The organism is Exiguobacterium sp. s121 (assembly GCF_018617245.1).
Classification (GTDB): Bacteria; Bacillota; Bacilli; order Exiguobacteriales; family Exiguobacteriaceae; genus Exiguobacterium; species Exiguobacterium profundum.
On the sequence record NZ_JACSJV010000001.1, the window covers coordinates 1820814 to 1841587 of the forward strand.

Below are 20774 nucleotides of genomic sequence, written 5' to 3' on the forward strand. Positions count from 1 at the left end.
TCTTCTTATAGATTTGGCGAGTTCGGGTCCGTGATAATCGAACTCTCAGGTTCCTCTTTGTCCAAATAATGTTCTCGTTCTCGTAATTTATAGATGCGAACGATATTCTGGACAACCGTTTTGGCGACCGCATAAAACGGTACAGCGATGAGCATTCCGATGATACCAGCCAAATTTCCGGCTACGAGCAAGACGATGATGATCGTGAGCGGGTGTACTTTTAACGACTTCCCTTGAATGAGTGGCGAGATGACGTTCGACTCAATCTGTTGCACGACGATGATGACAACGATGACCCATAATACCTTGATTGGATCTTGAATGAATGCCACGACCACTGCCGGTGCAGCCCCTAGGAACGGTCCAACGTAAGGGATAATATTTGTTACCATCATGAAGAGTGCGAGCAAGATGGCATAATCTACACCGACGATCCAGAGACCAATCAGTGACGTGATTCCAACGAAGAATGCGACGAGCAACTGAGCGTTGACGTAACTCCGCACCGTCTCGTGCATGTCATGCAAGATGTGACGCGTTTCCTTTTCATAGCTCGATGGGAGCAATTTGACGATTGCGTCCGGTAGACGTTTCCCGTCAAGCAACATGTAGAGAAGCATGAACGGGATAACGACGATCGTGATGACCGCTGACGTCACGAATCCGACGACTTGACCGAATGATGAGGCAATGTTTCCGAATAAGTCTCCTAAGTACGACGTGATGTTCGTCGTCAAGTTACGGAACATCTCGTCATTTTCTGCCATGAAGCGTGCAAAGAACTCATTTTGTAGCAACGTGTCACGGACAGCGAACGCCTGTTTCTGAAGTTCTTTTGCGATACTCGGCATAGCGTTGACGAGCGACGTAATTTGTTCGCCTAAAACCGGTCCGAGAATACTGAAGACAAGTGTAAAAATAAGCACGAGTCCGATCAGTGTGATGGCTACAGCTAACGTTCGCTTCCCTTTTAAGCGTTTCTCTAAGAAGTCGACAATCCCGACCAGGAAATAAAAGAAGAGTCCGGCCACAATGAGTGGAACCGTGACGAGTGCCAAGATGACTTGAATCGGTTCAAACACGAATGAGATCTGTGTCCCGACCCAAATGACTAAAAAGATGGTCAGCGTCCAAAAGAGGGCGCGATACCATTTGTTTTCAAACATGCGTTGCATTTCTCCACCTCGTTTACAATGATGACCATGTACTAACTATGATTATACGATAATTACCCGCTTGCGGGCTGACAAAAACAAAAAGGCGAAGGAATCCCTTCGCCTTCTCCTTATTCGCCTTCTGTGATGAGTGCGTAAATCGCTTTCCATGCCTCGTCTTTTCCTTCTGCCGTTTCGGCCGAGAAGGCGACAAAACGGTCAGATGGATCGAATTGAAGCTTACGTTTCACCGCCGCCTCATGTTTTTGACGCTGACTCTTCTTGATTTTATCGAGCTTCGTTGCCACAACGATGACCGGAATCTCATAATGTTTCAAGAAATTGTACATCGTCACATCGTCACCCGTAGGATCATGACGGATATCGACGAGTAAGACGACGCCACGAAGCGCCTCTTGGCTCGTCAAGTACTGCTCCATCATGACGCCCCACTTCTCACGTTCCGTCTTCGAGACTTTCGCATATCCGTATCCCGGAACGTCAACGAACATGATTTCATCATTGATGTTGAAGAAGTTGAGGGTCTGTGTCTTCCCTGGTTTCGAAGACGTCCGTGCGAGCGCCTTCCGTTGGCAAATCTTATTGATGAACGACGATTTCCCGACGTTCGACCGCCCGGCAAGTGCCACTTCCGGCAATTCATGGACCGGGTAATGGTCTGGCGCGACGGCACTCGTCACGAACTCTGCTTTGTTGATCTTCATTTAATTTCCTCCAAATGCTACATCTAGTACTTCATCGAGTGTCGTCACGGGAACGAACGTCAATTTCTCACGAACCGTCTCTTGAATATCATCGATGTCTCGCTCATTATCTTTCGGAATGACGATGGTCGTCAACCCGGCTCGATGAGCAGCGAGCGCTTTTTCTTTCAATCCGCCGATTGGTAAGACACGTCCACGGAGTGTGATCTCACCTGTCATCCCGACATCACGATGGACTTTCTTCCCGGTCAATGCGGAAATTAAGGCTGTCGCAATCGTGATTCCTGCCGACGGTCCGTCTTTTGGCACGGCACCCTCTGGCACGTGAATGTGAATGTCTTGTCGCTCATAGAACGTCGGGTCAATCCCGAACCGCTCTGCGTTTGCACGGACATAGCTATATGCTGTTTGTGCCGACTCCTGCATCACATCACCGAGTTTACCCGTCAACTGAAGTTTGCCTTTCCCTGGAGCGAGCGCCACTTCGATTGTGAGCGTGTCGCCACCAAACGCCGTGTAGGCAAGGCCTGTCACCGCACCGATGGAGTCCTCGGTCTCCCCTTTTCCGTAGCGATACTTCGGCTTCCCGAGATACGTGATGATCGCCTTTTTCGAAATCGTGACCCGTTTCTTCTCCCCGATGGCGATTTGTTTCGCGGCTTTTCGGCAGAGTGATCCGATAACGCGTTCTAAGTTCCGGACGCCGGCTTCACGTGTGTAACGACGTACGACTTCATAGAGCGCATCTTCTTTGATCGTCAACTGACTCTTCTTCAATCCGTGCTCTGTCAACTGTTTCGGCACCAAGTGACGCTTCGCGATCTCTACTTTCTCAAGCTCCGTGTACCCACCGATTTGAATCAATTCCATCCGGTCAAGAAGCGGTGCTGGGATTTGTGAGACATCGTTCGCAGTTGCGATAAAGAGAACGTTTGACAAATCGAACGGTTCTTCGATGTAGTGGTCAGAGAAGGAGACGTTTTGTTCCGGGTCGAGTACTTCTAGCATCGCGGACGCCGGGTCCCCTCTGAAGTCAGAAGCCATCTTGTCGATCTCATCGAGCAAGAAGACCGGATTCTTGCTTTCCGCTTGCTTCAATCCGCGGATGATTCGTCCTGGCATCGCACCGATATACGTACGACGGTGCCCGCGGATTTCCGCCTCATCGCGCACACCACCGAGCGAGACGCGAACGAAGTGACGTTCAAGTGCCGACGCGATTGAGCGGGCGAGTGACGTCTTCCCGACCCCTGGAGGTCCGGCGAGACAGAGGATTGGTCCACGAAGCGAGTTCGTCAACTGACGGACGGCCAAATACTCGAGGATACGGTCTTTTACCGATTCTAAGCCGTAATGGTCATCGTCGAGGACGTCTGCCGCATGTTTCACGTCAAGCTTGTCTTCCGTCTCAATGCCCCATGGAAGAGAAGTGACCCAGTCGAGGTAGTTACGGATGACCGCATACTCCGGAGACGTCTGCGGCACGACGTTCAATCGTTCCGCTTCACGCATGACGTTCTTTCGCGTCGTCTCTGGCAAGTCGAGCGCCTCTAACTTCTCACGAAGGCGGTTCGGTTCTGACTCTTGCGTCTGGTCTCCGAGTTCTTGCTGAATCGTCTTCATCTGTTCCCGTAAGTAATACTCGCGCTGCGACTGCTCAATCGACTTCTTCGTCCGCTCGCGCATCTCTTGCTCGAGTTCGATCACTTCGACCTCATGTGCGATGATTTCAAGCAGTTCAAGCCCTCGTTTGACCGCATCTGCTTCTTCAAGCATCGCTTGGCGAAGTTCGACGTCGACATCGAGTTTTGACGTGATATAGTCTGTGAGCGATTCGAGTCGCTCATACATCTCGAAACGACGACGCTCATCTGGCGACATGCCCTTGATGTTTGCGACAAGTTTTCCGAACTGCTCTTTCAACAGACGGACGAGTGCTGTTCGTTCAACCTCTTCCCCTTCTACGAGTTCGACCGGTTCGATGTTGGCGAACCAACCTTCATCCGTCGATTCGACCGAGTCGACACGGACGCGCTCTTTCCCGACGATCCGAACCCGAATCGTCTCGTTCGACAGTTCACTCATCTTCGCGATGTGGACACGCGTTCCAACCGTGTATAAGTCTTCCGGTTCCGGTGACTCGTTCCCTGTTTCTTTCTGTGTCACGACAATCAAATCTGTTTCATGCTCCTTTGCGGCAAGGAGCGCCCGAAGGGATAACGGGCGTCCGACATCGATGGTCACACCGATGAGCGGATATACGACGACTCCTCGCAAAGGAAGGATTGGTAATTTTTCCATATACAACGCCTCCTGTGCAAAAAGGCCCAAAACTCGGATGTGCCGAGTGTTTGAGCCTTCTTCGTTAAAGAATTATGCTGTCTCTTTGTTGTCCCCTGTCTGTTCGACAGTACCGTCACGAAGGACGTATTTCGGACCGGCAAGACCCGTAATCGTTTCATCCGTGATGATGACTTTCTCGATATCGTCACGCGATGGGACAGTGAACATCACATCGAGCATCATTTCTTCGATAATCGAGCGGAGACCGCGCGCGCCAGTCTTACGTTTGATTGCAAGTTTGGCGATTTCGATCAATGCTTCGTCTGTGAACGTCAATTCGACATCGTCAAGCTCGAGCATTTTCTCGTACTGACGGACGAGAGCATTTTTCGGCTTCGTCAAGATTTCAACGAGCGCTTCTTCATCGAGTGTCGTGAGCGTCGCCATGACTGGCAAACGTCCGATGAACTCAGGAATCAAGCCGAATTTTTGAAGGTCTTCAGGGAGTGCGCGGGCGAGCAAGTCCTCTTGCGTCAACTCGCGATTCTCTTGGTCGTTTCCGAAACCGATGACTTTCTTCCCGATTCGGCGTTTGACGACCGATTCGATGCCGGCGAATGCGCCACCGACAATGAAGAGAATGTTTGTTGTGTCGATTTGGATAAATTCTTGATGCGGATGCTTACGTCCACCTTGTGGCGGTACGCTTGCTGTCGTGCCTTCAAGAATTTTAAGGAGCGCCTGCTGAACGCCTTCACCGGATACGTCACGCGTAATCGATGGGTTTTCAGACTTACGGGCAATCTTATCGATTTCATCGATGTAGATGATCCCTTTTTCAGCCTTCTCGACATCATAGTCAGCCGATTGAATCAATTTGAGCAAAATATTCTCAACGTCTTCCCCGACGTAACCTGCTTCCGTCAAGCTCGTCGCATCCGCGATTGCAAATGGGACGTTCAAGACGCGAGCCATCGTCTGAGCGAGAAGCGTTTTTCCGCTACCCGTTGGTCCAATCATGACGATGTTCGACTTCGCAAGTTCGACATCATCCGAACGGCCACCGGCGTTGATACGTTTATAGTGGTTATAGACAGCAACTGAAAGCGCACGTTTGGCGCGGTCTTGACCAATGACATAATCGTCTAGAATGTTACGAATCTCTTGTGGTTTTGGAATGTCTTTGAATTCAACTTCTTCCTCTACACCGAGCTCTTCCTCAACAATTTCATTGCAAAGTTCGATACATTCATCGCAAATGTATACGCCAGGACCGGCGACTAACTTACGAACTTGTTCTTGCGATTTTCCGCAAAACGAGCACTTGAGTTGCCCCTTTTCCTCGTTAAATTTGAACATTCGATACACCCCTTCTGTGGTGAAAATGGATGTAAGTGCGATAAATCGCGATTTGAATTTTCTGGTGCGATGCACCGCGAAAAGACATTTTACATCTCTGCGTTGAAATAATTGTAGCATGAACATATTGCGACTTCAAAGAATTACACATGCAATGTGCTGTGACAGAAAAAAGGACGACCGCTAGGCAGTCGTCCTTTCGAATATCAGCTTACTTCGCTTTACCGTTTTCAACGAGGATGTCGATCGCTTTACGGAATTTGAGGTCACCTTTAAGTGTCTCAAGTCCACCTTGCGGAGCGAGCATCGTACGGAGTTGGTCCGGGGCGATGTTGTAAAGTTTAGACATTTCTTCAAGCTCTTTCTCAGCATCTTCGTCAGATACTTCGATTGCTTCTTTGTCAGCGATTGCTTTCAAGACGAGACGAGCTTTTACGCGCTCTTCAGCTTGCTCTTTCATCTCTTCGCGCATTGCTTCTTCAGAAGTACCAGTGAGCTCGAAGTACATGTTAAGGTCGATTCCTTGTGAAGATACACGTGAACCGAACTCTTGTACCATGCGGTCAACTTCTTGTTCAACGAGAACTTCCGGTACGTCGATTGTCGCGTTAGCAGTTGCCTGCTCTACGAGTTGGTCGCGCATTGTACCTTCAGCTTCTTGTTTCTTACCAGCTTCTAAACGCTCACGGATGCTTGCTTTCAACTCGTCGAGTGTCGAAACAGACTCGTCGATGTCTTTTGCAAACTCGTCGTCGAGTTCAGGAACTTGTTTTGTTTTGACTTCGTGAAGTTTGACTTTGAATGTCGCTGGTTTACCCGCCAAGTTTTCAGCGTGGTACTCTTCAGGGAATGTTACTTCAACGTCTTTTTCTTCACCAGCAGTCATGCCGATCATTTGCTCTTCGAATCCTGGGATGAATTGACCAGAACCGATTTCGAGTGTGTAGTTCTCAGCTGTGCCGCCTTCGAACTGCTCACCGTCAGCGAAACCTGCGAAATCAAATACAGCTGTATCGCCGTTTTCGATTGCACCTTCTTTAACAGCTAGTTCTGCGCCTTGCTGTTGAAGTGCTTCAAGTTCTGCTGTTACTTCGTCTTCTGTTACTTCAGTTGAAACAGCTTCGTACTCGAGGCCTTTGTATTCGCCAAGCTCAGCTTCTGGCTCAACCACGAATGTCACTTTGAAAGCGACTGGTTTGCCTTTCTCGAGCGTGCCGTCTACATCGATGTTTTCGAGCGCGATTGGTTCGAAACCAGCTTCTTCAACCGCACCTTGGATTGTGTCGCGGTAGAGAATGTCGAGCGCATCTTGATAGAGTGCTTCTTCTCCATACATTTTGTTGAACATTGGGCGTGGCAATTTACCTTTACGGAAGCCAGGCACGTTCAAGTCTTTGACGACTGTTTTAAATGCGGCGTCAACTGCTTTATCAAAAGCTTCTGCAGGAGCTTCGTACGTGAGTACGCCTTGGCTACCTGATGTTTTTTCCCATTTTGCTGTCATGCTAAGTCCCTCCAACAATTCGTTTATACCGTACAAAAATGTACAACAATCCGTATTATAGCATAAATCCTCGGTAAGCACACAAGGATTTAGTCTAATAACGCCTGTGTAAAGCGAAGATCCGCCTCTAAAATCTCCGCGGCTAAACCGTCGACCGGTTCGTCATGTAAAATCGCTTGTTTCGCCTGTACGAGCGCCTGTTCCACATCCGCTTTTTCGGCCGGCACATACGGATAATGCGTATACATGTAATTCATCAACAGCTGGGTCCCGATCTCATCGCCTTCAACTGATTTTTGAAGTGAAAAGACGGTCTTCTCCCATGTTTCAATCTGCGCTTTTGCTTCTGTTCGTGTCATCTTGTTCGAAACGTCCCCATCCGTCCATTCGATGACATCTAGTTCGGCGAACGCTTTTTCCAACACGATCAGTTTGACGAGCTTCGGGCGCTCCGACACGAGCAGTTCATGTAGCACATTGTCGAGCACCGGGTCGATTTGAAAGTGAACATGTTGTAATGCTTCAATCTGTTCCCCCGTACTCCCTCGCGTCAGCGTTCGTTTCAATTTGGCAATTGCCGCCGGAAACTCCGTCATCTTCAACACTTGAAGTACCTGATGTGCCTGTGTGTTGACCGTATCCTTCTTTTCCTGCCATTCGAGATACTGGTTGATCCAGTGCGCCGCTTCAAACGGTTGGTCACGCATGATGTAATACTGCGCAATCTGCAACCCTCCTGAGGCCGGTTCTTCCGCCTCGGACATATGGATGCTGACGAGTTCCTGCAGCTTCTCGAGTGTCTCTGGGTCGTCCGGCCGTTCCATTGCACATTGGAAGATTTCCATGAAAATAAACGGGTCACCTGGAATCGTCTGATACCAATCCCATAAAATCGGTTCGATCCGCTGTCGTTCCCCAGAAGCATCTGCCTCCTGAATCATCTTATGCAGACGCGCCCAATTCCCAGGGAACGGATAGTCCTGATCCTTTTCCTTCTCCATCTTCCCTCACCCTCTCTTCCATTCCCCTTCATCTTCCGTTAGGACGCGATTCCTTGTCAATCGATTTCCCGGAAAATGAAAAAAGAGACGTTCTCCGTAGAGAGCGTCTCTATTTTAATGGAAGCGTCCCAAGAGGGATTCGAACCCCCGACCGACGGCTTAGAAGGCCGTTGCTCTATCCTGCTGAGCTATTGGGACATTGACATGAAAACTATAATAGAAAAATGGTTTCCTGTCAATCGATTTCCCATTCGAAACTCATAGTTTTCCTGAGATGTCCAAGTCTTCGACGTGAGAACCGTCTTCTGAACGATAGAAACGCACTGTTGCTTCCCCCGCTTCGAGATCGAGTAACGCATACGTTTTGTCCGTTCGTCCTCGCGGCATGCGAATCGAACCTGGGTTGATGTAGACAACCCCGTCCTCGATCAGCGCACCCGCCGCATGCGAGTGACCGAACAAGACGACATTCGCTCCCACTTCTTCCGCTCGATACCGTAGACGGTTCAAATCGAATTTGACGTCATGATGGTGCCCGTGAACGATTAAAATCGTACCGGCATCCGTCGTCTCGATGCGTTCGAGGGGAAGATCTCCACCGAAATCACAATTCCCCCGAACCGTTCGATAAGGTAACAAATGTTCATCGACAAGGGCGAGTTGTGAATCCCCACAATGGAAGGCGTCATCAATTTCCGCCTCGTGCCTTTCAAAAATCGTCGTCAACTCTTCGGTCAAACCATGACTATCACTCACTATTAGAAAACGCATAAGCTTCATCCTTTCATGAATGGTATGATTTCTGCCTCCAGTTTTCGTAGTGCCTGTCCACGGTGGCTGACGACCGCCTTCTCGTCACGCTCCAACTCTGCCGCTGTCTTATGAAGCGATGGGACGATAAAGAGTGGATCGTATCCGAAGCCATTTTCGCCTTGTGGGGAATAACCGATTGTCCCTTCGATCGTTCCACGAACGGTCAACGTCTCTCCGCTCGGTTTCGCAAGACAGAGCGCACAGACGAAACGAGCCGTACGATTCGTTTCTCCGTTCAATTTTTCAAGAAGAAGCGCATTGTTTGCCTCGTCTGACTTTTCTGGACCTGCAAAGCGGGCTGAATATACTCCCGGTGCCCCGTCAAGTGCGTCGACTTCAAGACCGGAGTCGTCCGCCAGAACGGCATGTCCAAAATAAGCTGCCGCCTCGGTCGCTTTTAACGCCGCGTTCTCTTCAAACGTCGTGCCGGTCTCTTCCGTCTCTGGTGCATCCGGATAGTCGAGTAGTGATTCGACCTCGAACCCGAGCGGCGTCAGCATTCCTTCGAGTTCTTTCACTTTTCCAGGATTGTGTGTCGCAATGATCAACTTCATAATGTCTCCTCCGAACGTTCTCCGACGTACCACCAAGAAGCACCGAGTGCCGCTTCCGCCGTCTTGAATAATGATTCGATGCCGTGTTGCGCGAGCGCGAGCATCTCGTTCATCTCTTGTAGCGTGAACGTCGCCTCTTCCCCTGTACCTTGTACTTCGACGAATCGTCCGCTTGCCGTCATGACGACATTCATGTCGACCTCTGCCGCGGCATCTTCTAGGTAATCCAAGTCCAAGACGAGCTCATCGGTCCGTCCGACAGAAATCGCAGCCACCCCTTCTTTAATGGGTGTGTCGCCAAGTTTCCCTTGGCGAATCAAGCGATCGACGGCCAACACGAGCGCGCAAAAGCCACCGGTGATGGAAGCCGTCCGAGTCCCGCCATCCGCTTGAATGACGTCACAGTCGACCCAAATCGTCCGTTCGCCGAGACGTTCTAAGTCCACGACCGAGCGGAGCGACCGGCCAATCAAACGCTGAATCTCCATCGTTCGTCCCGATTGTTTTCCACGTACCGATTCCCGGACAGTACGGTCTCCCGTCGCCCGTGGGAGCATCGCATATTCTGCATTGATCCAACCTTGTTTCTTTCCGCGAAGGAAATTTGGTACGCGCTCTTCCACAGTCGCGGTACAGATGACTTTCGTATCGCCGATTGAAATTAAAACGGACCCTTCCGCATGTTTGTTCACGTGCGGCACAATCTCGACTGGGCGCAGTTCATCAAATCGTCTCGCATCACGCAATGCCGGTCACCTCGACTTTCTCCGCATGAACCGGACGCCCGAGCCATTCGCTCGCGAGTCGGTCAAATAGTTCGATATCACCCGTCGCATAGAAGGCATGTGCCGGGACTGCATCCAACCCGTTTTCAAGTTCCTGATAATCGAGCATCGCTGCCACTTCAAGTGCCGTCTCGTCACCTGATGAGATGAGGTGGACGTCCGGTCCGACCACATCTTGAATGACCGGAGCAAGTAGTGGGTAATGCGTACAACCGAGAATCAACGTATCCATCTCGGATGGTTGAAGTGGACGAAGCGTCTCCTCCACCACTTGTCGCACGCGCTCTCCAGACACTTCTCCAGCCTCTACGAGCGGGACGAACGGTGGGCACGCGAGTGAATACACATCGACCTCACCTGCTACGTGACGTAACGCCTTCTCATATGAACCGCTTTCAATCGTCATCTTCGTACCAATGACACCGATATGCTTGTTGCGCGTTCCTTTGACAGCCGCGCGGGCACCCGGGTCGATGACACCGATGACCGGGATGTCGAGACGTTTGCGTGCCTCCTTCAATACGACCGCTGTCGCCGTATTACAGGCGATGACAATCATTTTAACGTCTTTCTTCAATAAAAATTCAATCAATTCCCATGTATATGCTTCAATCTCATCGTGCGGACGCGGCCCGTACGGACAGCGTTCTGTATCTCCGATATAGACAATCTCTTCTTTAGGGAGTTGGCGCATCAATTCTTTGACTACCGTCAACCCACCGACTCCTGAATCGAGGACTCCAATCGCTCGTTTCATTTGCATCACTTCCATTCTCACCTATCTTACCAAAAAATCTCGGACGGAAAAAGAAACGTTCCCATGACAAAAAAAGACGAGGTCGCCATTGGCGCCTCGTCCCTTACCCGAATTACTGAGCAAGACCTTCGCTAGTGAGCATGTCAGAAAGCGTGTTGATCGCTTCTTCTGCATCTTCACCTTCAGCAGTGATCTTGATTGTAGAATCTTTTGCGATACCGAGTGAAAGTACACCCATGATCGACTTCAAGTTAACTGTTTTACCATTGTACTCGAGGTTGATGTCTGATTGGAACTTAGAAGCTGTGTTAACTAACTGAGTAGCTGGACGAGCGTGAATTCCTGAATCAGCAACGACTGTGAACGTTTTTTCCATGAGATGATGGTCTCCCTTCAAAATTCAATTCTACAGGCGAACCAGCAGAATATTTTTTGTTTGTGAACTCATTATCAAATGATAGCGGATTCGCAAAAATTCTGCAAGCGGTTTTTATATTCCGGAGTCCATTCCGTAGGACGGCCTTCCTTCGTTAAATGAACGAGGCTTGTCCGTCCGGCGAAGAGGAGTTGCTCTCCGTCATATGCCCCGTAATGAATATCACATGAAGTGTTTCCGACCGTCAAGATATTGGCATGCACAGTCAGCTGTTGACGTGGCATGACTTGTCGAACATAGTCACATTGCGCATCGGCGACGACGACGAATCCGTCCTTCAAGGAGAATCCTGTCGCCTCTAACAACTCGATCCGGGCATCTTCGAAATAGATGAACGGAATTGTGTTGTTCATGTGACCATACGGGTCGCACTCCGAAAAGCGGACTTTCACATCGAGCGCGATCCCTCTTTTGACACGTGTTTCCCAACCTGGCTCTCGAAAGTACTTGGTCATCGGCTCGCTTACGCCTCGACCGCAGAACCGGTGCGACCTTTGTCACTACCGAAGAACTGTTTGAACGAGTGAAGCGTCGTTTGACGGTTCATCGAAGCGATCGACGTCGTGAGCGGGATGCCCTTCGGACAAACTTCGACACAGTTTTGTGCGTTTCCGCATTGCATGATGCCGCCGTCTTCCATGAGTGCTTCGAGGCGGTCTTCCGCGTGGAAGGCACCTGTTGGATGTGAGTTAAAGAGTCGGACTTGCGAAATCGCCGCTGGACCGATGAAGTCCGATTTGTCGTTCACGTTCGGACACGCTTCAAGACAAACACCACACGTCATACATTTCGATAGTTCGTAGGCCCATTGACGTTTGTTCTCCGGCATACGCGGTCCTGGACCGAGGTCGTATGTGCCGTCGATTGGGACCCATGCCTTCACTTTTTTCAACGCGTCGAACATGCGTTGACGGTCGACTTGAAGGTCACGGATGACCGGGAACGTCTTCATCGGTGCAAGACGAATCGGTTGCTCGAGTTTATCGACGAGTGCCGTACACGACTGGCGCGGCTTCCCGTTGATAATCATCGAACAGGCACCACATACTTCTTCAAGACAGTTCATGTCCCAGTTGATCGGTGTCGTCTTGTCCCCGTTCGCATTGACCGGGTTACGGCGGATTTCCATCAATGCCGAGATGACGTTCATGTTTGGACGGTATGGTACCGTGAATTCTTCCGTATACGTCGCTTGATCCGGTCCATCTTGGCGTTCGATAATGAAGCGGATGTCTTTTTGTTCAGATTGCATTGGCGTCGTCATTTCGTCTTCGCCCCTTTCTTCGAGTAATCCCGTTTACGTGGCGGGATTAACGAAACATCGATGTCTTCATACGAGATATCGACTTCCCCATCTTTGTAACGTGCCATCGTCGTCTTCATGAACTGCTCATCATTACGTTCCGGGAACTCCGGTTTGTAATGGGCCCCACGGCTCTCGTCTCGCTTGAGTGCGCCAAGTGTGATGACGCGTGCGAGGTCGAGCATGTGGTCGAGTTGTCGAATGAACGATGCCCCTTGGTTGCTCCAACGTGCCGTATCCGTAGCTGAAATCTTATGGAAACGTTCACGCAATTCTTGGATTTTCTTGTCGGTCGCTTCAAGTTTGTCATTGTAGCGAACAACTGTGACGTTGTCCGTCATGAGTTCACCGAGTTCACGGTGGATTTGATAAGCATTCTCTGTTCCATCCATCGCAAGGATGTTGTTGAATCGCTCGATTTCTTCACGTTCATTGAAGTTGAAGAGCGCTTCTGAAACGCTTTCTGTCGCTTGATCGAGACCACGCATGTAGTTGACTGCCGCAGGCCCTGCTTCCATTCCGCCATGAACGGCTGAAAGAAGAGAGTTCGCACCTAGACGGTTCGCACCGTGCATCGAGTAGTCACATTCACCGGCTGCGAAGAGTCCTGGAATGTTCGTCATCTGATCGTAGTCGACCCATAGTCCGCCCATCGAATAGTGGACTGCCGGGAAGATTTTCATCGGTACTTTACGCGGGTCGTCGCCTACGAATTTCTCGTAGATTTCAAGGATTCCACCAAGTTTGATGTCAAGTTCTTTCGAGTCTTTGTGAGACAAGTCGAGGTAGACCATGTTCTCGCCGTTGACGCCGAGTTTTTGGTTGACACATACATCGAAGATCTCACGTGTTGCGATGTCACGCGGTACGAGGTTTCCGTATGCTGGATACTTCTCTTCGAGGAAGTACCACGGCTTCCCGTCTTTGTATGTCCAGACACGTCCACCTTCCCCACGAGCCGATTCACTCATGAGACGAAGTTTGTCATCCCCTGGAATCGCCGTCGGGTGAATCTGGATGAACTCCCCGTTCGCGTAAACCGCGCCTTGGCGATAAACCGCTGCCGCTGCTTGTCCTGTGTTGATGACCGAGTTTGTCGACTTACCGAAGATGACCCCTGGGCCACCTGTCGCCAAGATGACCGCGTCCGATGGGAACGCTTTAATTTCCATCGAGCGCAAATCTTGACATACCGCACCGCGGCAGATGCCTTCTTCGTCGATGACCGCACGAAGGAACTCCCAGCCCTCATACTTCTCGACGAGACCTTGCGCTTCGTAACGACGAACCTGCTCATCGAGTGCATAAAGAAGTTGCTGTCCTGTCGTCGCTCCGGCGTATGCCGTACGGTGGTGAAGCGTTCCACCGAAACGACGGAAGTCTAAGAGACCTTCTGGCGTACGGTTGAACATAACGCCCATCCGGTCGAACATGTGAATGATTTTCGGAGCATTCTCCGCCATCTTTTGGACAGGCGGTTGGTTGGCGAGGAAGTCGCCTCCGTAGACCGTGTCGTCAAAGTGTTGCCAAGGAGAGTCACCTTCCCCTTTCGTGTTGACGGCCCCGTTAATCCCACCTTGGGCACAAACTGAATGTGAACGCTTGACCGGTACAAGCGAGAATAGTTTTACCGGAACACCCATCTCTGCCGACTTGATTGTCGCCATGAGTCCAGCTAGACCGCCACCGATGACGATCAAACTTTGATTTGCCATGTAAAATTCCCCCTAATTACAAGATGCCTGCAAACGTCAAAATCGAACGGATGCCGACAAAAGATAGTGCCAAGAACACGACACCTGATACGTAGCTCATGAGACGTTGCGAACGAGGTGACTGTGTGATACCCCACGTGATCGAGAACGACCAAAGACCGTTCGCGAAGTGGAACGTAGCCGAAAGGATTCCGACTATGTAGAAGATCAACATGAGCGGGTTGTCGACGATGTTTTGCATCATCTCCGCATTGACTTCTACCCCGCGCAATTTCGCAAGACGCGTTTCCCAAACGTGCCAAGCGATGAAGATCACGAGGAAAACTCCTGTGAAGCGTTGGAAGAGATATAACCAGTTGCGCGCGTATGAATAGCGGTTCGAGTTGATTGACCCGAGAAACGCGTAGTACACGCCGTACACCCCGTGGAAAATCATCGGCAATGCGATAATTGTCACTTCAAGGAAGTACAAATACGGTAAGTTCTCCATGAATTTTGCTGCTTTGTTGAATGACTCCACCCCATCGACGATGTAGTAGTTGACCGATAAATGGACGATCAAAAACAAACCGATTGGAATGACCCCAAGTAGCGAATGGACTTTACGACTGAAATAGTCACGATGCGCTGCCATTCTAGTTCCCCCTTTTCACGAGCATTGGCTCGTATTGTCAATAAAAGCGTTTTCAAATGCAGATATAGCTTTCTGTCTCCTATTCTACTCTTGTGAAAATTGTATGACAAGACAACCTAGCCGATTTGTGCCACATTCTTTTCAAAATTACAGGATGACCAAATTCCAATTGGTCGTTATAATGATATAGAGAGATTGGAGTGATGGGATAGAATGGAAACGATGAGCCAACCAACTTTCGCGATTGAACTGCTTCGCGACTATGTGTTGACGGATTTGCTTGGCGAAGATTACGCCCAAGTCATCTATTGGTCAGGAAAACGGGTCGCCCGTAAGTTCCCGACGATGTCCGACGATGAACTGACTGCTTTCTTCGCAGAGGCAGGTTGGGGAGAGTTGACAATCAAGAAGGAACGTGGGAGCAAGTTTACTTATGAATTGATCCCACCACCTGCGACTCAGACCAAAGCGACAGGTTATTATCAGCTTGAAGCTGGATTTTTAGCCGAACAGATTGCTGGTCGTTTCCAGTGCGTCGCGGAAGGTTACGCCGATCCAACCCGAAAAGCTGTCCAAATCACCGTCCAACTAGACCGAAAAGACGACTACAAATAAGAGTCGATGCCAACGCATCGACTCTTATTTTTGTTTCCGCTGAAGTTGTTGACACATGTAGCGACGGAATTCATTGAGTTCTTGTCGATGAAACGTCACACTTCCCCCTTCATAGCTCCGAGTCGCCTTACGAACAACTTCGACAATATTTCCTGGAAAATGTCCGTTATTCACTAACCAATGGAGTGCTTCTTGTTTTGAGAGCAGAACACGTTCTTGTTCATAGGCCAGGCCACGTATCAAGTTCAATACGCTATACACCGTCTGTTCTTCAATCGAGTCAAGAGAATCGAGCGCATCCGCTCGAATCGCATCAGAAAAATGAGCTGAATCGAATCCAGAAAGGAGTTTATGAAGTGGTTGCCCTCGCCATGTGATACCACGCTCTAAAATCACTTGGACGTGAGCCGCCAAATCAGGATCGGTGAATCCTTGTTGCAATTCGGTTCTTTCTTCCCTACTAGCTTCTTCAAAACGTGAACGCCACCCTTCACTATAGTGAAACTCAAAAGGACTTGGATGATACCAATCTTTTAGCTGCGCCATCGTCATGATGCTCAGTTCGAGCGGATATGGTTCGTTGGAGTACGAGAGACAGCAGTCGATGAGTTTTTGTCGTTCCTCCCGAGTCAATGCGTTTGATACGACGAGCAACAAATCTACATCACTTCGTTTCGGATGAAAACCACCCATCGCTAATGATCCATGAATATATATATGCTGAACGGTTGGTAGAAATTCATCAATCGCTCTCACGAATGAAGCGATTGTATTCTCCACGTCTGTCGTAATCTGTCTCATTCATCCGTCTCCTCATGCACGTATTGAAGCACGGTCTCCGCTAATTTTTCCGGCAACCCCGCTTCCTTCAATTGTTCGAGTGATGCCAGACGAATCTGTTTCATCGACCCGAAATGGCGGATGAGCTGTTGACGACGCTTCGGACCGACACCCGGAATCTCATCGAGTATCGACTTCGTCATCTTCTTCGTCCGTAGGCTGCGGTGGAACGTGATGGCGAAACGGTGGACCTCATCTTGCATCCGCTGCAACAGATAAAAGGCGCTCGATCGTGGATGGAGCTCGACAACGCCCCCACCTTCTCCGAACAACAGTTGGCTCGTCCGATGTCGGTCATCTTTTTTGAGCGAGCCGACCGGCAAGTCGAGCCCGAACTCATTTTGAATGACGTCGAGCGCCGCATTCAATTGCCCAATCCCCCCATCAATCAGTAGGAGATCGGGTAATCGTTTGTCTTCCGTCAAGAGACGGCGGAATCGTCGACGGACGACTTCACGCATCGTCTCGTAATCGTCCGGTCCTTGGACGGTACGAATCTTATATTTCCGATATTCTTTCTTGAGCGGCTTCCCGTCTTCAAAGACGACGAGTGCCGACACGGCGTCCGCGCCCTGAATGTTGGCGTTGTCGATGATGTCGACACGTGACAAGTTGGGAATCCCGATCGCTTCACCAAGTTCACGCATCGCAAGCAATGTCCGTTCTTCATCTCGGGCGAGCAACTCGAACTTCTCGTTCAAGGCGATTGTCGCATTCTTCGTCGCCAAATCAAGCAGCTGTTTCTTCGCCCCTCGTTTCGGCTGCATCACTTTCGTTCCGATGGCGTCATTCAGTAAATCGAGCCGGACCGTCTCGGGTACGAGAATCTCTTTCGGCACGACGTTTTGTTCATAGAACTGAACGATGAAACTTTCGAGTTCTTCCGAAGGCTCTCCGTGCATCGGGAAGAGAGAGACATCTCGCTCGATCATCTTGCCGCCTCGCATGTAGAACACTTGGACACACATCCAGCCACGGTCAAGCGTATAACCGAAGACGTCTCGTGCCGTCGGGTCGGCCGTAATCATATTCTGTTTATTCATGATCGATTCGACCGCTCGAATCTGGTCGCGCAGTTCAGCCGCTCGCTCGAACTGCATGTCCTCAGCGGCACGTCCCATCTCGACATTCAGCTTCGCGAGCGTCTCACTCGTCTCACCATTCAAGAAGCGGCGAATCTCGTTGACAATCTCTTTTTGCGAATCCGTATCGACTGCGAGCTCACAAGGTCCCAGACATTGCCCAATGTGATAATACAAACAGAGCTTTTTCGGCATCGGCTGACATTTACGGAGCGGGTAGAGTTTATCAAGCAGACGTTTCGTCTCGTTCGCCGCATAGGCGTTCGGATACGGTCCAAAGTAATGTCCGCCGTCTTTTTTCAATTTACGTGTCGTCAACAGACGTGGATACGGTTCGTTCGTAATTTTGATGTACGGATATGTTTTGTCGTCTTTGAGGCGAATATTGTACTTCGGGTCGTGCTTTTTAATGAGCGTCATTTCAAGTAATAACGCCTCGAGTTCGCTCGCCGTCACGATGTACTCGAAGTCACCGATTTCTGCGACGAGGCGCATCGTCTTGATATCGTGTGCACCCGTGAAGTAAGAACGGACCCGATTCTTGAGGTTTTTCGCCTTCCCTACATAGATGACTTCGCCATATTCGTTTTTATGCAGATAACAACCCGGCTCATCCGGGAGCAGTGCTAATTTATGCTTAATGTGGTCGCTATGACTCAATTCCATTCACCTCAGTTTAGCTTCCTCCTGGACGGGAAAAAGAGTGTGATATCTCGTCAGAGGAGGATTTTATATTATGAAACGATACGATGTCATCATTATTGGTAGCGGATCCGCAGCGGGTCAAGCCGCTTCCATTTTACGCGAAGCCGGTAAAGAGATCGCCATCATTGAGAATTGGACGTTCGGAGGAACATGTCCTCAACGCGGATGTGACCCGAAGAAGATGCTTGCAGAAGGAGCAGAACTCCTTGCCCGAACGGAACGTATGCGTGAGCTTGGCGTCGAAGGAAGCCTGTCACTCGATTGGTCGTCCTTTAAAAAGCGGATTGATGAGTACCGCCTCTCTATCCCAACATCCAAAAAACAGCATTGGGATGAGATGAACATTGACTTATATCAGGGAGAGCCTCACTTTATCGATGAGGATTCAATCGTCATCGATGGTCACGAGCTCTCTGCCACTCAATTTTTAATCGCCACAGGTCAAACACCCCGCCCTCTTGACATCCCAGGTGGCGAACTGGCAATCACGAGCGATGATGTGTTCGACCTTGACACGGTTCCCCATTCGATTCACATCGTAGGCGCCGGGTATATCGCATTTGAGTTTGCCCATATCTTCCGACGATTCGGAAGCGACGTGACACTCCTCATCCGTTCACGTGCGTTGAAAGCATTCGACCCGAACGTCGTCCATCGGCTCATTGAGGAATCGAAGCGAATCGGCATCACCATCCGACATGACGTCGAACCAACACGAATCGATGGCAACGTCTTAACGTTATCAGATGACTCTACCCTCGAAGGCGTGGTCCTTAACGCCACAGGACGAATTCCAAGCATCGAGCGACTCCGGCTTGAAGCGGTCGGTGTCACAGCGGATCATCACGGTGTACACGTGAACGAGCATCTGCAAACCAGTAACCCGAATATATACGCCGCGGGCGACGTCGCCAAAAGTCCCAATCCTGCGCTCACTCCATTCGCCGGTCAGGAAGGGCGCCTCGCCGCACTCAATATGCTTCACGGGAATACACGGTCACTCCCTGAGCGTCCGGCCCCGACCATCGTCTATGCGACGCCACCGATTGCCAAAGTCGGTCTTACGGTCGAGGAAGCGGAAGCTGAGGGCATTGACTTCGACGTGAAAGAAACGGACATGTCGCACTTCCTCACCTATTCACGAATCAACGACGCAACCGCATATTCAAAAGTGTTACTGAGTGCAGAAGGGCACGTCATCGGGGCTCATTTGATTGGTCACCACGCCCCTGAACTCATCAACCTGTTCTCTTTCATTATACAGAACAAACTGTCGCATCAACATGTGAAGCACTTAGAAGTCGCCTATCCGACCGCCGCCTCCGACCTGACCTATCTCATCTAAACAAAAGACGGGACTTGCCTCTTGGCAAATCCCGTCTTTTTCTTATTCGATTCCTTTGTCCTTGTCCTCTTTCAGTGCGTCTTGTAATGACTTCTCCCAAAGTGGAACACCTTTCGCGTGCGCCGCACGCGAGATGAGGTGACCTCCAACAGGAGCCGTCAAGAGGACGAAGAAGAGACCGAGCAAGAGTCTTGCATCAAACACCCCTTCATCGACATATACATGAAGGACGGCCGCGAAGAGGACGAACATGACACCGAGTGTCGCGCTCTTTGAGGCAGCGTGTGTTCTCGAATAAATATCCGGGAGACGGATGAGACCGATCGCGGCGACGACCGTGAAGAAGACGCCGATGATCGTGAAGATGCCGGTAATGAGATCAAAGATCATTGTCGCGGTCATGTTGGATTATCTCTCCCCTCTCTAAGAATTTCGAGAACGCAACCGTTCCGATGAAGGCCAAAATACTGAGTAGCAAGATGACTTCAAAATACAAGGTCGTATCGAGCAGAATCGACAATAACGCGACGACCGAGATGAGCGCGATCCCGATTGAGTCGAGCGCGATGACTCGGTCTGCCGTCGTCGGTCCTTTGACGACACGATACAACATCATCAACATCGCAAGCAAGAGAATGGCGAGCGAGATGTAGATGAGAATGTCTAGTAAATCCATCACTCTGTCGCCTCCTTAATGCTTGATTCAAAGTTATCATAAATGTCTTTTTGTAGCGCTTCTTTATCCGGCATGTTGAGTGCGTGGATATAGAGCACGGAATTGTCTTTTGACACCTGAACGACGAGCGTCCCTGGTGTGAGCGTGATCAGCATCGAGAGCAAACTGACTTTCCATCCTTTGTCGAGCGACGTTTCATAGCGGAAAATCCCTGGTTGGATTTTCAACTTCGGACTAAGGACGAGACGCAGTACCTCAAAGTTCGCGAGGAACAATTCACGGATGAAGATGAGCAGCAGTTTAAACAGACGCCAGACGCGTGTGAAGTAAAAACCGCCCCCACTAGATTTAAAGAATCGGCGCATCATGAACAAGATGAGTAAGCCGAGTAGATACCCGACGAAGAATCCGCTCGTTGTGAACGATCCCGTGAGGAACATCCAGATGAACGCCAAGAAAAAGTTAATCAATAGTTGATAAGCCATCTG

The 20774-nt window shown here is 50.1% G+C and carries 22 protein-coding genes and 1 tRNA gene; 2 read left to right on the forward strand and 21 right to left on the reverse strand.

The features are described 5' to 3' along the window. Positions 1 to 5 precede the first annotated feature (5 nt). The 16 genes from KOG47_RS09350 to KOG47_RS09425 all read right to left on the reverse strand — a co-directional run bounded on the left by KOG47_RS09350 (position 6) and on the right by KOG47_RS09425 (position 15023). Positions 6 to 1175: an AI-2E family transporter gene (locus KOG47_RS09350; protein ID WP_196430413.1), complete on the reverse strand. Its 1170-nt coding sequence runs from the start codon at positions 1173 to 1175 to the stop codon at positions 6 to 8. Between the two features lie 110 nt (positions 1176 to 1285). After that, the gene (yihA, locus tag KOG47_RS09355; RefSeq protein ID WP_015881115.1) at positions 1286 to 1879 is read right to left on the reverse strand and encodes a ribosome biogenesis GTP-binding protein YihA/YsxC; all 594 of its coding nucleotides are present in this window, start codon (positions 1877 to 1879) and stop codon (positions 1286 to 1288) included. Then, complete coding sequence (gene lon, locus KOG47_RS09360) at positions 1880 to 4180, reverse strand: endopeptidase La (RefSeq protein WP_074037530.1); 2301 nt, start codon at positions 4178 to 4180, stop codon at positions 1880 to 1882. Positions 4181 to 4252: 72 nt separating this feature from the next. Continuing rightward, positions 4253 to 5521: an ATP-dependent protease ATP-binding subunit ClpX gene (gene clpX / locus KOG47_RS09365; RefSeq protein WP_015881113.1), complete on the reverse strand. Its 1269-nt coding sequence runs from the start codon at positions 5519 to 5521 to the stop codon at positions 4253 to 4255. A gap of 211 nt (positions 5522 to 5732) precedes the next feature. Continuing rightward, entirely contained in the window at positions 5733 to 7025 is a 1293-nt protein-coding gene (gene tig, locus KOG47_RS09370) for a trigger factor (RefSeq protein ID WP_015881112.1), read from the reverse strand. A gap of 89 nt (positions 7026 to 7114) precedes the next feature. Continuing rightward, positions 7115 to 8026, reverse strand: coding sequence for a hypothetical protein (locus KOG47_RS09375; RefSeq protein WP_215244119.1), 912 nt, complete (start codon positions 8024 to 8026; stop codon positions 7115 to 7117). A 124-nt stretch (positions 8027 to 8150) separates the two neighbouring features. After that, positions 8151 to 8224 (reverse strand) — tRNA-Arg (locus tag KOG47_RS09380). A gap of 60 nt (positions 8225 to 8284) precedes the next feature. Then, on the reverse strand, positions 8285 to 8797 hold the full coding sequence (locus KOG47_RS09385; protein ID WP_215244120.1) for a metallophosphoesterase family protein: 513 nt from the start codon (positions 8795 to 8797) through the stop codon (positions 8285 to 8287). Between the two features lie 5 nt (positions 8798 to 8802). Then, positions 8803 to 9393, reverse strand: coding sequence for an XTP/dITP diphosphatase (locus tag KOG47_RS09390; RefSeq protein WP_074037535.1), 591 nt, complete (start codon positions 9391 to 9393; stop codon positions 8803 to 8805). Continuing rightward, complete coding sequence (rph, locus tag KOG47_RS09395; protein WP_215244121.1) at positions 9390 to 10139, reverse strand: ribonuclease PH; 750 nt, start codon at positions 10137 to 10139, stop codon at positions 9390 to 9392. Before rph ends, KOG47_RS09390 begins: the two co-directional genes overlap by 4 nt. Beyond that, positions 10132 to 10935 (reverse strand): glutamate racemase, encoded by an 804-nt coding sequence (gene racE / locus KOG47_RS09400; RefSeq protein ID WP_078147903.1) that lies wholly within the window; start codon positions 10933 to 10935, stop codon positions 10132 to 10134. The genes rph and racE overlap by 8 nt, the downstream gene beginning before the upstream one ends. Before the next feature lie 112 nt (positions 10936 to 11047). Then, positions 11048 to 11311, reverse strand: a complete 264-nt coding sequence (locus KOG47_RS09405) for a phosphocarrier protein HPr (RefSeq protein ID WP_015881106.1) — start codon at positions 11309 to 11311, stop codon at positions 11048 to 11050. 74 nt (positions 11312 to 11385) lie between these two features. Continuing rightward, the gene (locus KOG47_RS09410; RefSeq protein WP_015881105.1) at positions 11386 to 11826 is read right to left on the reverse strand and encodes an acyl-CoA thioesterase; all 441 of its coding nucleotides are present in this window, start codon (positions 11824 to 11826) and stop codon (positions 11386 to 11388) included. Positions 11827 to 11834: 8 nt separating this feature from the next. After that, positions 11835 to 12623, reverse strand: coding sequence for a succinate dehydrogenase iron-sulfur subunit (gene sdhB, locus KOG47_RS09415; RefSeq protein WP_193343274.1), 789 nt, complete (start codon positions 12621 to 12623; stop codon positions 11835 to 11837). A gap of 8 nt (positions 12624 to 12631) precedes the next feature. Beyond that, positions 12632 to 14389 carry a succinate dehydrogenase flavoprotein subunit gene (gene sdhA, locus KOG47_RS09420; protein WP_015881103.1) on the reverse strand — a complete coding sequence of 586 codons (1758 nt, stop codon included), beginning with the start codon at positions 14387 to 14389 and terminating at the stop codon, positions 12632 to 12634. Between the two features lie 16 nt (positions 14390 to 14405). After that, positions 14406 to 15023 carry a succinate dehydrogenase cytochrome b558 subunit gene (locus KOG47_RS09425; RefSeq protein ID WP_015881102.1) on the reverse strand — a complete coding sequence of 206 codons (618 nt, stop codon included), beginning with the start codon at positions 15021 to 15023 and terminating at the stop codon, positions 14406 to 14408. Between the two features lie 222 nt (positions 15024 to 15245). On the opposite strand from KOG47_RS09425, the gene KOG47_RS09430 reads away from it, so the two are divergent. Further along, positions 15246 to 15638, forward strand: coding sequence for a YslB family protein (locus KOG47_RS09430; RefSeq protein WP_251125226.1), 393 nt, complete (start codon positions 15246 to 15248; stop codon positions 15636 to 15638). Positions 15639 to 15662: 24 nt separating this feature from the next. Here the strand turns inward: KOG47_RS09430 and KOG47_RS09435 are convergent, their stop codons facing one another. Together KOG47_RS09435 and uvrC are read right to left on the reverse strand one after the other, a co-directional pair. Further along, complete coding sequence (locus tag KOG47_RS09435; protein WP_214691156.1) at positions 15663 to 16439, reverse strand: aminoglycoside adenylyltransferase domain-containing protein; 777 nt, start codon at positions 16437 to 16439, stop codon at positions 15663 to 15665. Next, the gene (uvrC, locus tag KOG47_RS09440) at positions 16436 to 18226 is read right to left on the reverse strand and encodes an excinuclease ABC subunit UvrC (RefSeq protein WP_215244122.1); all 1791 of its coding nucleotides are present in this window, start codon (positions 18224 to 18226) and stop codon (positions 16436 to 16438) included. The genes KOG47_RS09435 and uvrC overlap by 4 nt, the downstream gene beginning before the upstream one ends. A 70-nt stretch (positions 18227 to 18296) precedes the next feature. Here uvrC and KOG47_RS09445 point away from each other — a divergent pair, with 70 nt between their 5' ends. Continuing rightward, a complete protein-coding gene (locus KOG47_RS09445) occupies positions 18297 to 19610 on the forward strand; it encodes a dihydrolipoyl dehydrogenase family protein (RefSeq protein ID WP_074037543.1) in 1314 nt (437 codons plus the stop codon). Between the two features lie 42 nt (positions 19611 to 19652). Here KOG47_RS09445 and mnhG read toward each other — a convergent pair whose 3' ends face one another. The 3 genes from mnhG to KOG47_RS09460 are packed head-to-tail and all read right to left on the reverse strand — an operon-like array spanning position 19653 to position 20771. Next, positions 19653 to 20012, reverse strand: coding sequence for a monovalent cation/H(+) antiporter subunit G (gene mnhG, locus KOG47_RS09450; protein ID WP_215244123.1), 360 nt, complete (start codon positions 20010 to 20012; stop codon positions 19653 to 19655). Then, the gene (locus KOG47_RS09455) at positions 19990 to 20286 is read right to left on the reverse strand and encodes a Na(+)/H(+) antiporter subunit F1 (protein WP_026826530.1); all 297 of its coding nucleotides are present in this window, start codon (positions 20284 to 20286) and stop codon (positions 19990 to 19992) included. The genes mnhG and KOG47_RS09455 overlap by 23 nt, the downstream gene beginning before the upstream one ends. After that, the gene (locus tag KOG47_RS09460) at positions 20286 to 20771 is read right to left on the reverse strand and encodes a Na+/H+ antiporter subunit E (protein ID WP_015881095.1); all 486 of its coding nucleotides are present in this window, start codon (positions 20769 to 20771) and stop codon (positions 20286 to 20288) included. The genes KOG47_RS09455 and KOG47_RS09460 overlap by 1 nt, the downstream gene beginning before the upstream one ends. Positions 20772 to 20774 lie beyond the last annotated feature (3 nt).

What these genes read in the sequence shown, in the direction of transcription:
- clpX (WP_015881113.1), bottom strand. Translation starts at nt 5,521, where the DNA reads ATGTTCAAATTTAACGAGGAAAAGGGGCAACTCAAGTGCTCGTTTTGC.
- KOG47_RS09455 (WP_026826530.1), bottom strand. Translation starts at nt 20,286, where the DNA reads ATGGATTTACTAGACATTCTCATCTACATCTCGCTCGCCATTCTCTTG.
- sdhB (WP_193343274.1), bottom strand. Translation starts at nt 12,623, where the DNA reads ATGCAATCTGAACAAAAAGACATCCGCTTCATTATCGAACGCCAAGAT.
- KOG47_RS09445 (WP_074037543.1), top strand. Translation starts at nt 18,297, where the DNA reads ATGAAACGATACGATGTCATCATTATTGGTAGCGGATCCGCAGCGGGT.
- KOG47_RS09375 (WP_215244119.1), bottom strand. Translation starts at nt 8,026, where the DNA reads ATGGAGAAGGAAAAGGATCAGGACTATCCGTTCCCTGGGAATTGGGCG.
- yihA (WP_015881115.1), bottom strand. Translation starts at nt 1,879, where the DNA reads ATGAAGATCAACAAAGCAGAGTTCGTGACGAGTGCCGTCGCGCCAGAC.
- sdhA (WP_015881103.1), bottom strand. Translation starts at nt 14,389, where the DNA reads ATGGCAAATCAAAGTTTGATCGTCATCGGTGGCGGTCTAGCTGGACTC.
- KOG47_RS09405 (WP_015881106.1), bottom strand. Translation starts at nt 11,311, where the DNA reads ATGGAAAAAACGTTCACAGTCGTTGCTGATTCAGGAATTCACGCTCGT.
- uvrC (WP_215244122.1), bottom strand. Translation starts at nt 18,226, where the DNA reads ATGGAATTGAGTCATAGCGACCACATTAAGCATAAATTAGCACTGCTC.
- KOG47_RS09390 (WP_074037535.1), bottom strand. Translation starts at nt 9,393, where the DNA reads ATGAAGTTGATCATTGCGACACACAATCCTGGAAAAGTGAAAGAACTC.
- KOG47_RS09435 (WP_214691156.1), bottom strand. Translation starts at nt 16,439, where the DNA reads ATGAGACAGATTACGACAGACGTGGAGAATACAATCGCTTCATTCGTG.
- lon (WP_074037530.1), bottom strand. Translation starts at nt 4,180, where the DNA reads ATGGAAAAATTACCAATCCTTCCTTTGCGAGGAGTCGTCGTATATCCG.
- KOG47_RS09430 (WP_251125226.1), top strand. Translation starts at nt 15,246, where the DNA reads ATGAGCCAACCAACTTTCGCGATTGAACTGCTTCGCGACTATGTGTTG.
- mnhG (WP_215244123.1), bottom strand. Translation starts at nt 20,012, where the DNA reads ATGACCGCGACAATGATCTTTGATCTCATTACCGGCATCTTCACGATC.
- KOG47_RS09460 (WP_015881095.1), bottom strand. Translation starts at nt 20,771, where the DNA reads ATGGCTTATCAACTATTGATTAACTTTTTCTTGGCGTTCATCTGGATG.
- KOG47_RS09425 (WP_015881102.1), bottom strand. Translation starts at nt 15,023, where the DNA reads ATGGCAGCGCATCGTGACTATTTCAGTCGTAAAGTCCATTCGCTACTT.
- KOG47_RS09385 (WP_215244120.1), bottom strand. Translation starts at nt 8,797, where the DNA reads ATGCGTTTTCTAATAGTGAGTGATAGTCATGGTTTGACCGAAGAGTTG.
- KOG47_RS09410 (WP_015881105.1), bottom strand. Translation starts at nt 11,826, where the DNA reads ATGACCAAGTACTTTCGAGAGCCAGGTTGGGAAACACGTGTCAAAAGA.
- racE (WP_078147903.1), bottom strand. Translation starts at nt 10,935, where the DNA reads ATGAAACGAGCGATTGGAGTCCTCGATTCAGGAGTCGGTGGGTTGACG.
- tig (WP_015881112.1), bottom strand. Translation starts at nt 7,025, where the DNA reads ATGACAGCAAAATGGGAAAAAACATCAGGTAGCCAAGGCGTACTCACG.
- KOG47_RS09350 (WP_196430413.1), bottom strand. Translation starts at nt 1,175, where the DNA reads ATGCAACGCATGTTTGAAAACAAATGGTATCGCGCCCTCTTTTGGACG.